6 protein-coding genes are annotated in these 6800 nt (G+C 63.2%); 5 read left to right on the top strand and 1 reads right to left on the bottom strand.

Features of this window, described 5'->3' with window-relative positions:
• The 5 genes from IAE77_RS19355 to IAE77_RS19335 all read left to right on the top strand — a co-directional run.
• The coding region (locus tag IAE77_RS19355) for a Gfo/Idh/MocA family oxidoreductase (protein ID WP_294230163.1) at positions 1-1329 on the top strand (1329 nt) is incomplete at its 5' end.
• A 99-nt stretch (positions 1330-1428) separates the two neighbouring features.
• Complete coding sequence (locus IAE77_RS19350; protein ID WP_294230160.1) at positions 1429-1665, top strand: hypothetical protein; 237 nt, start codon at positions 1429-1431, stop codon at positions 1663-1665.
• Positions 1666-1729: 64 nt separating this feature from the next.
• The gene (recG, locus tag IAE77_RS19345) at positions 1730-3820 is read left to right on the top strand and encodes an ATP-dependent DNA helicase RecG (protein WP_294230156.1); all 2091 of its coding nucleotides are present in this window, start codon (positions 1730-1732) and stop codon (positions 3818-3820) included.
• 75 nt (positions 3821-3895) lie between these two features.
• Entirely contained in the window at positions 3896-4723 is an 828-nt protein-coding gene (locus tag IAE77_RS19340; RefSeq protein WP_294230153.1) for a hypothetical protein, read from the top strand.
• 65 nt (positions 4724-4788) lie between these two features.
• Positions 4789-5817 carry a PIN domain-containing protein gene (locus IAE77_RS19335; protein ID WP_294230150.1) on the top strand — a complete coding sequence of 343 codons (1029 nt, stop codon included), beginning with the start codon at positions 4789-4791 and terminating at the stop codon, positions 5815-5817.
• Here IAE77_RS19335 and IAE77_RS19330 read toward each other — a convergent pair.
• On the bottom strand, positions 5801-6745 hold the full coding sequence (locus IAE77_RS19330) for a PEP-CTERM sorting domain-containing protein (protein ID WP_294230148.1): 945 nt from the start codon (positions 6743-6745) through the stop codon (positions 5801-5803). The two genes, IAE77_RS19335 and IAE77_RS19330, sit on opposite strands and share 17 nt — an antisense overlap.
• Between the last annotated feature and the right edge of the window lie 55 nt (positions 6746-6800).

Below are 6800 nucleotides of genomic sequence, written 5' to 3'. Positions count from 1 at the left end.
TATGTTTCCGCGCCTGCCATTTTGAGCGCGAAGTCGCCGAACTCGATGTTTCAGGTGGCTTCGATTGGGGTTGGAGGGATGGGTGGGAACACGATGATGAGCGTGCTCCAGCATCCGAAGGTACGCATTGTCGGCATGTGTGATGTGGATGCGAAGACGCTGGAGCTGGCGACGAAGGGCATGTCGTCGCGGCGAAAGGAGCTGCAGGACCCGGCGGCGAAGGAGCGGCTCGGTGACGCGGCGACGTTTCGGGATTATCGCGAGATGATCGCGAAGCTGGGCGACAGCGTGGATGCTGTCACGATCGGCACGCCGGATCACATGCACGCGGCGCAGGCGGTGACGGCATTGCGAGCGAAGAAGCATGTGTACCTTCAAAAGCCGCTGACGCATCATTTGCACGAGGCGCGGATTTTGAGCGCGGAGGCGGCGAAGGCGGGCGTGACGACGCAAATGGGCACGCAGGGGCATTCGAGCGTCGAGACGTCGCTGGCGGTCGATTTGATCAAGAGCGGCGCGATCGGGAAGGTGAAGGAAGTCATCTGCTGGGAGAACAAGAAGGCGAGCTGGTGGCCGAAAGTGACGCAACGCAAAGCGGAGGCCGATCCGGTGCCGGCGAACGTGGATTGGAACCTGTGGCTCGGCGTGGCGAACGAGGTGCCCTTCCTCGAAGGCGCGTATCATCCGTCGATGTGGCGCTCGTGGGTGGATTTTGGCGTCGGCATGATGGGCGACATGGGCTGTCACTACTTCGACGTGGTGTTTGCCTGCCTCGGTCTCGCCGCACCGAAGCGCGTACGCTGCCTCGACGAGGGCAGCAAGGGCGATCTGTATGCGATGAAGCGCCATCTGGAGCTCGAATTCCCCGGCACGCGGCTCACGGCGGGCGACACGATCAAGATGACGTGGACGGACGGCGGCTACGAGTATGACAAGCGCGTCATCAAGCCCTCCGTGCTCACCAAAGACACGCCGAGCGGCATTTTCTTCATCGGCGAGAGCGGCGGCATCTTCAAACCGCACAGCCAGCGCCCGTGGCTGGTGCCGGAGGCGAATTTCACCGGCCACACCTACCCGAAGACACGCATCGCGAATCATTACACCGACTGGGTGGATGCCTGCATGAAGGGCGCAAAAGCCGCCACCGACCTGCCGACCTACGGCTGCCCCGTGACGGAGGCCGTTTTGCTCGGCGTTCTCTCCGAGCGGAATCCGGGCGACTGGATCGAATGGGATGCCACGAACGGCAAAATCGCCAACAGGCCCGAATTGAATGCCCAGCTCACGCGGACGTATCGCGATGGCTGGAGCGTCGAGGGGCTGGGGTGAGTGGTGATTAACATCGACGTAACAAGCGCAATTTTTGGCGCAAGTTGTGCATCACCGGAGTTGCACGCTGCGACAGCCGTCGTAGCATGCGAGCGTCTCATGAGCGCGCACGAGAGCAAACCCGATTCACGTCTGAAGCAGGCGGAGAAGATCGCCACCCATCCGGAGCAGTACAAGGTCTGTGAAGGTTGCGGATCGATTGTGGTGACACGGGCTGTGACCTGTCCGAGCTGCCATGCCTACTTGTTCGACAGCGCGACCACGCGCGTGATCGCCCAGGCGAAGGAACTGGCTCTCCGGGCCGCGAATTCGGTACTGGCGTCGGATTTGTCGTGATGGGCGGGTGATGCGGAGGGCGCGTGGCGGTTGACACCTGCGGAGCTGCATTCCATCTCACGCGGTGATTCCTTTCGATCTGTCTCTCTCCGAGGTACCCGGCCTGCCTGCGCATGCGGCGCGGACTTTGGCGAAGGAGGGTGTCAAAACAGTGGCCGAGGTGGTCTGGCATCTGCCGTTCCGGCATGAGGACCGCCGGCAGATGGAGGCGCTGGCGTTCCAGGCGGGGCCGCTGCCGTCCTGCCATCACGTGCTGGTCACCAAGACTGGAAACAAGTTTTTTGGGCGGCGCTCCGGCATGTTTGAGGCCGTGGTGCAGCACGCGGGCGCGTTGCTGGGACAGCAGCTCACGCTGCGCTGGTGGAACATGCCGTTCATGAGCCGTGTGATCGCGGAGGGGCAGGAATTGATCGTTTATGGCGTGATCAAGGAGACGAAGGGGTGCCTGAGCATGGCGCATCCGGAGTATGAGATCGTCAAAGGCGGCGCGGATGAGGACGCGGAGCAGATTCACACGGGACGCATCACGCCGGTGTATCGTCTGCGGGGTGCGATGACGCAGAAGGCGTTGCGCGTGGCCGCGTGGCATGTGTTTCAGGCGTTGCCGGAGTCATTCATCGAGGATCTGCTGCCCACGCCGAGCGCGGAGGGCGAGTTCGCGGGACTCACACGATCCAAGGCGCTGCGTGAGGCGCATTTTCCAGCCAGCATGGAGAAGCTGGAGCAGGCACGGCGTTACCTCGCGCTGGAGGAGTTTTTCGGCTACCAGCTCCGCGTGGCCCGACGGAAACGGCGTGTGATCGAATCTGGTGGACGGGAGCAGAGGGGCACGGGCGAGCTGCTGCGTGATTTCTTCAACGAGCTGCCTTTCCAGCTCACGCCGGCCCAGCAGCGCTGTCTGGAGGAGATCCATCGCGACATGGCCTGCGGCGCGCCGATGAACCGTCTGCTGCATGGCGACGTGGGCAGCGGCAAGACGGTGGTGGCCTTCGCCGCGATGCTGCGTGCGGTGGAATCCGGGCGCCAGGCGGTGCTGATGGCCCCGACGCAGATCCTGGCCGAACAGCATGCGCGGAACGCGCGCAAGTGGCTGGAGCCGCTGGGTTTGCGCGTGGCGCTGCGCACAGGCAACAAGCGTGAGGACGGGGATGATTTTGAGCTGATGCGCGGAAAGCTGAGCGCGGGAAAACCCGAGATCGTGATCGGCACGCATGCGCTGCTGCATGACGCGGAGCTGATGCACAACACGGGGATCGTGGTGATCGACGAGCAGCACAAGTTCGGTGTGGCGCAGCGGGCGAAGCTGATCCGCCAGGGAGACACGCCGGACGTGCTGGTGATGACGGCCACGCCGATCCCCCGCACGCTGACGTTGACGGTGTACGGGGATCTGGATGTCTCGACGATCGACCAGAAACCGCGGGATGGGGTGAAGATCGTGACCAAGGTGCGGCCGAAGTCGAAGCTGAAAGATGCGGCGAAGTTTCTGCGCGGGCAGATCGACGAAGGCCGCCAGGGCTACATCGTGTATCCGCTGATCGATGAATCGGAGAAGCTGGACGCCGGTGCGGCGACGAAAGGCCATGAGGAATGGTCGAAACTGCTCGCGCCGCGCGAAGTCGGCCTACTGCATGGCCGTTTGAGCGCCGAGGAGAAGGAAGACGTGATGAAACGCCTCCGGGATGGGCGGCTGGACGCGCTGGTTTCCACCACGGTGATCGAGGTGGGCATCGATGTGCCGAACGCAACGGTGATGTTCATCCACGATGCGGGGCGTTTCGGCCTGGCGCAGCTCCACCAGCTTCGCGGACGCATCGGACGCGGCGCGCATTCGAGCTACTGCGTGCTGTTTGTCGAGGACAAGGACGAGGAGAACCGCCAGCGCCTCGCGATCATGGAGGAGACGAGCGACGGCTTTCAAATTGCGGAGGAGGACCTGCGTCGCCGCGGACCTGGCGATGTGCTGGGTCATGCGCAGAGCGGCCAGGCGCCGCTGCGCTTCGGGGAACTGCTGGCGGACACGCGTCTGGTGCGGCTGGCACGCCAGCTCGCGGAGAAGACGCTGGATGAAGATCCTCAACTGCAGCGCCCCGCTTTGGCACCGTTCCGGGATGAAACGCTCATGGCGGAGAAGGCGCAGGCGATGATGCAATGAGCGGTTCCTTCTGAAGAAACTCTTATCTCACGAGCCTTGACGATCAGCCCTCTGGCCCGGTCAGTACCGCTTGTCATGCATCCTTATGCCCCATGTCATGCGCCCGTGGCGCTCGTGGACCAGGCCGGGCTCGTCTCTCGAAGACGCCGGCGGGGTGGATCGCGTCCGGTCACGTGGTTCCGGGTGATGACACTCTGCGTGGCGATGGGGGGTGTTTCAGCAGCCCTGGTCTGGTTGAAAAACGAATCGCCCCATGCACGTGCGGCCGATGCCACTCGTGAGTCACCGTTGGTCGAGGCACGCAGTCTGCAACCGCTGCTGGAGACCACGGAGTCGTCACCTCTGGCCGCCTACGCGATGAAAAAAGGCGAGCCGGCAGATGGAGCGGCCGTTGTGCCCGAAGTTGCGGAAGTCCCGAAGGCCCGACGCCGGCTCCTGCCTGAGTGGTTGCTGGCTGACGCGCCCGAATTTGCCCAGGTGGCCGCGCAGGGCCTTTCGCCGGCCCAAATCATCGGGCAATTGCGCCAAAGCCTGCGTGAACGCGGAGCGCGGCAGATGGGTGAGGCTGTCCGTCTGGCGATGCTGAATGTGGGAGAACTGCTCGCCATGACGCCTGCGAATTGGGAGGCGGGCATGACGGGTCCGGCGGCGAATGAGAACCGTGTGTCGGCCATGCTGCTGACCTTTTACCTGAGTTTCCTCGACCACGATGGTGACGGGGCGGGGGTCAAAGGGCTCATGAGGGCCATGGAGCAAGGCATGACGGAAGAGCAGGCGGTGCGTGAGTTCGTGCTGCACGGACGCAGCGTGGCCGAGCTCGAACGCGGGATGAGTGAAGCCTTCGCGGAAGCGGGCGTGCAGTTGCAGTTCACCCGGCGCGGCGGGATGGCTTTCACGCCTTGAGGAAATCCGGGGAGAATTCTTGCCCGGCGGGGCATTTGCTCTTATTCCCTCGGCATTCTTGATTGATGAAGACATCGTGGTCCATCCGGCTCGTGCGGGCGCTCTTTTTTGCGTTCTCGGTGTTCATCGGCATCGCGATCGCCCTCGGCCTCCAGCAGGAGGCATGGCTGGGGGCGGTGAGCGGAGCGGTCTTCATGGGCCTGCTGATGGTCCTGGACGCGGTGCTGGCGCATTTCACGCTGCGGGACTTCTCCCATGCGACGCTGGGGCTGGCGATCGGCCTTTTTTGTGCGTGGCTGCTGACCCGCATCGGTGTCTTCCAGCTCGCCTACTTTCAGAATCATCCGGACGGCGGGGCACTGCAAAACATCGTGGAGGTCTGCATCTACGGCACGCTGGCATTTTTCGGCGTCACCTTTGCCCTGCGCAGTGATCGCGACCAGTTCGCCTTCCTCATTCCCTACGTTCGTTTCCGCCGTGATGGTTCCGAGGGCGAGCCGATGCTGCTGGACACCAATGTGATCATCGACGGCCGCCTGCCGGGCGTGCTGGCCACCGGATTCCTCAGCGGCGCGGTGGTGGTGCCGCGTTTCGTGCTCGATGAGCTGCAACGTCTGTCGGATTCCGCCGAATCCTCCAAGGAGCTGCGCGGAAAACGCGGTCTGGCGATGATGGAAAAGCTGCGCTCGTCGGCGGAGATGAACGTTTCGATCCACGAAGGCAGTGCCGGTGCCGAAAACGCCCCGGTGGACGTGCAATTGGTGACCCTGGCGCGGGAACTGAACGCCCGCCTGCTCACCAACGATGACAACCTCGTCAAAGTGGCCCGTCTGCGTGGCATCACGGTGCTGAGTTTTCATGAGCTCGCTGCGGCGTTGCATCCGGAGCTCAGCGTCGGTGATGAATTGCGGCTGCCACTGACGAAGCCAGGCAAGGACAAGAACCAGGCCGTCGGCTATCTGCCGGACGGGACGATGATCGTGGTGAACAACGCGTCCGCGCAGATCGGCCAGACCGTGGAGGTGGTGGTTTCCGGCACGCTGCCCACCAGCGCCGGACGTTTGATCTTTGCGGAGATCAAACCGGCCGGTTGACGCCGCGTTTCCGGGTGCCCGCCGCCCACGCGCAGCCGATCATCAACAAAAGCACGGAACCTGGCTCAGGAACCACTGCGATGGCCATGATGGCCGTCGCGTTGGTCGATATGCGTGACGCAAACATGTTGGAGGGATTGTCCGCGACGTCGTCTGTGATGAAGCTCCAGCCGAAGGCATCCGAGCCCTGATAAAATCCGCCGCGGTCAAACAGCGCCGCGTCAAAGCCGTCTCCGGGGCCCGCAGTGTAATCAAAGCGGCCATCGACGCTGTAGTTGACGCCTGCCAGCTTCCACACGCCGCCGTCGTTGACGAAGACGCCGCCGCCTGAGTCGCCGTTGGAGAGTGTGGCCTCCTCGCTGGTGCCGCCGGCGCTGAACGAGGCCATCAGCAAGTCGCCCAGAACACTGGAGTAGATGTCGCTCACGGTGTTGCTGCCCCAGCGCGTCGTTCCATCAGCCAGTTCTGGCTCCCAGCCGTGGAGATTGCCGTTGAGCAGCACTTCCGCGCCTCGGGCGCCGCCCCGTCCCATGGTCACCATCGTCATTCCGAGCTCGAGAGTGCCGGTGTAGAGCGGTGCGTAGCTGGAGAACGACTCCTGGATTTTGAAGATGCGCAGATCCGTGCCCGCGATGTCCCAGTAGCCGGTGCCTGCGTTCACGGTCGTGTCCACATTGTAGGTCACATCAGACCCGCCGGTGAAAATGCCGCTCTGGGTGAATGTGGTGCCTTGCGTGCCGAAATGCTGGGCTGTGATGAAATACTGCGGCGCGATCGCCGTGCCCAGGTAGCTGCCATACAGGCCTTCATACTGCCATCCGGAATCGGTGAAGATTCCCGTCGGCGCGGTGGTGTTGTGGGAGTAGTCGCCAGTGTCGTAAAACAGCACGGCCTGGCTTTCAGCAGCGTGCAGGCAGAACAATGCCATCACCAGAAGCGCAAAGCGCGGGCGAGAGGCGATTTGGGTGGGTCCACGACGCAAC

The sequence above is a fragment of the Prosthecobacter sp. genome, assembly GCF_014879935.1.
Classification (GTDB): Bacteria; Verrucomicrobiota; Verrucomicrobiia; order Verrucomicrobiales; family Verrucomicrobiaceae; genus Prosthecobacter.
The sequence above is the reverse complement of the archived record's forward strand: the minus strand, read 5'-3'. Positions and strand labels throughout refer to the sequence as shown.